Below are 3,164 nucleotides of genomic sequence, written 5' to 3' on the forward strand. Positions count from 1 at the left end.
CAACCTGATAGGTTTCGTTTTGTTTTAAATAAAATTTTGTCTCATTCCTACCAACGATAATATACCAATCCCTTCCGAGTTCAATACGGCAAGAAAGCTTCCTTCCATCCCCGAGGTGAATTTCAAACCAATCACCACATCGCACCTTGTAACCTGTATTATCGCCCCAATAGACCACCCAACAATCAAGTTCCTCGTTATACCTCATATCTTTCCAGCGGCTCGTCTTCATGACAGTTCTCCCTGAATGACATGCTTAATCATATGATCATCAATGATACGACGGCCATTTTGGGCTCCATACAAGAGGCTATGTGTACATAATTTATTAATAAGTCTCGGGGTTCCTCCAGAAAACCGATGAATTTCTTCCAATGCACCCTCTGAAAAGATTTGTTGGTCAACTCCGGCATATTCTAGATGTCGTGAGACATAAGCATCTACTTGTGCTCGGTCATAATGACTTAGTTTGAACTGAATATCAATTCGTTGACGTATGGCTGCGTATGATTGTAGACGCAGACGATCCCATAATTCACTTTGGCCCACAAGGATTAGGGCCATCGGGCTTTGTGCATCCATCTTGAAGTTGAGTAAAAATCGAACTTCCTCAAGCATTTCACGATCTAAAAGGTGGGATTCATCAATCACTACGACAGGCTGAATTCCATGAATACCTCTCATTAATTCAATTTCTCGATGAAGCTGTCGTTTGGCATCACCTCTATAAAACTTCGCTTCTGAACCTAGCTGTTCTAACAAACCTTTATAAAAATGCCTAGGAGTTAGTTTTGAATCGGATAAATAAAGCACTTGAAACTTCCCATGATCAAGGCCATCTACAAATTTACGAATAGTGGTTGTTTTTCCAGTACCACAATCCCCAGTTAAAACGGCAAATAGTTGCCTTTCTGCCGTATACTTTAATCTGCCTAACACCTCTTGCATCGTAATCGAATCATAAAGTTGGGTAGTAGGCACATCTCTAGTAAAAGGTGTATGCTTCATTCCATAAAATACTTCAAACATGACCGCCATCCTCCTTCCAAACAGCACGGAAAGAAACGGCTGGAGCTTGTTCAATTTTTCTTTCTTGATGCTTCTGTTCGGCTGCTTTAAGCAGTCTAGATGAATCAGCTTCATGTAATTGGAGGTGGGAAGGCAATGCTGGACGCTTTCCGGATCTTTCTCCAATCACAAGCTTTTTGGCTCTCCAAGGGGTATAACCATCATATTCAATTGTTAACTCCTCCAAATCTGCTGGATCATAGACAACATCTACTTGTCTGCCAATGAAAGAAAGACCAACTTCATATTTCTGATCCATAAAACTAATGCATCCAGATTTATCTACTTTCCTCGTTTCACAATGCAAGAAAGCATTCGCTAATTTATTAGGATCAATAAATCGAAGTGCTTTTTTATCACTTCGAAAAGCAGTTTCAGGGCTCATGTTTTCACCAAGACCAGAATGTGGTTTATTCTGATAACACTCTGATAACCATACTTGAAATAGCTCGTTCAATCGATCTAAAGAATTGGGCTTTTCAAGGGCCACTTCACCTAAGAAAGAATCTACCACTCTATTGAAGCGTTCAACTTTGCCTTTTGACTCAGCCGCATACGGTTTTGCAAAAATTAGTCTTGTCCCTAATTTTGAACATGTACGAGACATCCACTTGGTTCGATACTGTTTCCCATTATCAAAGTAAACGGCTTCAGGGACACCATATTTTTGAATGGCATTTCGCAATGCATCCTCAATGATCCTAGAATCAAGGGTAGGATAGAAGGCTCCATGTAGAATAAATCGAGTCGCGTCGTCTATTATAGCGACTAAATAGACCTGCTTCTTCGTGCCATTCGGTCCAATGGGCAAATATGGTCCAAATTTAATATCCGATTGCCACAGCTGGTTACGATGACGCCTTTGAAATCGTCTAGCTGCTATTCCTGTTTGTGAGTAGAGCCTCATTTGCCGAGAACTGTATCCTCTTTCAGTTAATTTTTCTTGAAGAGTTGAACGTTTTAGCTGCCCTGGTTGAGCCAATCCCTCCCACTCAAGTATTTGAATAATTTGTGCAACACTTCTAGTAGGAGCTTCTTTTCGAAGGAGAATCGCTTGTTCTAATAAATGCGTGGGAATAGCCTCTTTTTTCATTTTTCCCGAGATTCCTCTTGGTTTTAACCCTTCAAATCTTTCACTACGATACTGCTCAAGATAACGTCTAATTGTCCTTTCAGAAAGACCGCTGGTCTTACAAATATGGTTTTTCAATTCTTTTGCTTTTCCAGCATCTAGCCCTTCTGCCAACAGAGGGGCAATGAGTTGGAACCTTTGCACTGCAATTTCTTCTGCCTTTTTTTGATCTCTCATGATAACACTCCTCTACATATGTGATTATCATGAGTGTAAATCACCTACCTTCGGACAAGAATGCAGAACGGGTCTGTATCCACAAATTAAAATTCACAATTGGACGGACAATTCTCACTAGCCATCTGGGGGCATTCCCCACCAGTCGTCCTATTCTATGAAGTGCAGTCTCTGAATTTGCGGACGTCAAATTCAAAGGGACCTTATCCTGTTTAGTTCGAAGCACAATTGATATAAGACAATTAACCCAGTAATCTACGAAATAATTGAACCAATTAAACCAACGAAATAGGGTAGATTCATCAGCTGGAACATCATGTGAAGTAGGGTTAGAAAGAACCGACTCTATACACTCTGCCTCATATCTCTTATATGGAACTAAGAAATCTGGTAATTCATGATGAATTCGGCCGCATTGATCACAACCTAATCGCCGAATATTATATACTTTTGTCTCTCCAGAACTTTCCCTTGATTTTCTATCTCTAGTACCAATTATGCTCATGCTTTTTCCGCAACAGGGCGAAGGAATCCTCCCCGCACCTCTAACCAAAAACTCCATTGTTTTCAATTAGTTTATAATCTGATACAATAATCATATAGTTTTTTTGGGGGACGTCTTCCGTATATCTGTTGGCGCAGATATACATCATGGGAGACGTCTTTTCCTTTCTCCAGAATTACAAATGTCGAAATGTTCCGAAATATGTATACATGGACATTATATCCGACTAATTCTGGACAGGCAACACCGTCAACTTTCGGTCATTTGGGGACGGCAAAAACA

4 protein-coding genes are annotated in these 3,164 nt (G+C 40.3%); all 4 read right to left on the reverse strand.

Features of this window, described 5'->3' with window-relative positions; all coding sequences use genetic code 11:
• The coding region (locus ACIQCO_RS27900) for a DUF5348 domain-containing protein (RefSeq protein WP_400435414.1) at positions 1–232 on the reverse strand (232 nt) is incomplete at its 3' end.
• Entirely contained in the window at positions 229–1,029 is an 801-nt protein-coding gene (locus ACIQCO_RS27905) for an ExeA family protein (protein ID WP_400435416.1), read from the reverse strand. The genes ACIQCO_RS27905 and ACIQCO_RS27900, both read right to left, overlap by 4 nt.
• Positions 1,022–2,377, reverse strand: a complete 1,356-nt coding sequence (locus tag ACIQCO_RS27910) for a DDE-type integrase/transposase/recombinase (protein ID WP_400435418.1) — start codon at positions 2,375–2,377, stop codon at positions 1,022–1,024. Before ACIQCO_RS27910 ends, ACIQCO_RS27905 begins: the two co-directional genes overlap by 8 nt.
• Positions 2,378–2,417: 40 nt before the next feature.
• A complete protein-coding gene (locus ACIQCO_RS27915; protein ID WP_400435420.1) occupies positions 2,418–2,939 on the reverse strand; it encodes a DUF6431 domain-containing protein in 522 nt (173 codons plus the stop codon).
• Positions 2,940–3,164 lie beyond the last annotated feature (225 nt).

It is taken from the genome of Neobacillus sp. NPDC093127 (genome assembly GCF_044754175.1).
In the GTDB taxonomy this organism is placed as follows: domain Bacteria; phylum Bacillota; class Bacilli; order Bacillales; family Cytobacillaceae; genus Neobacillus.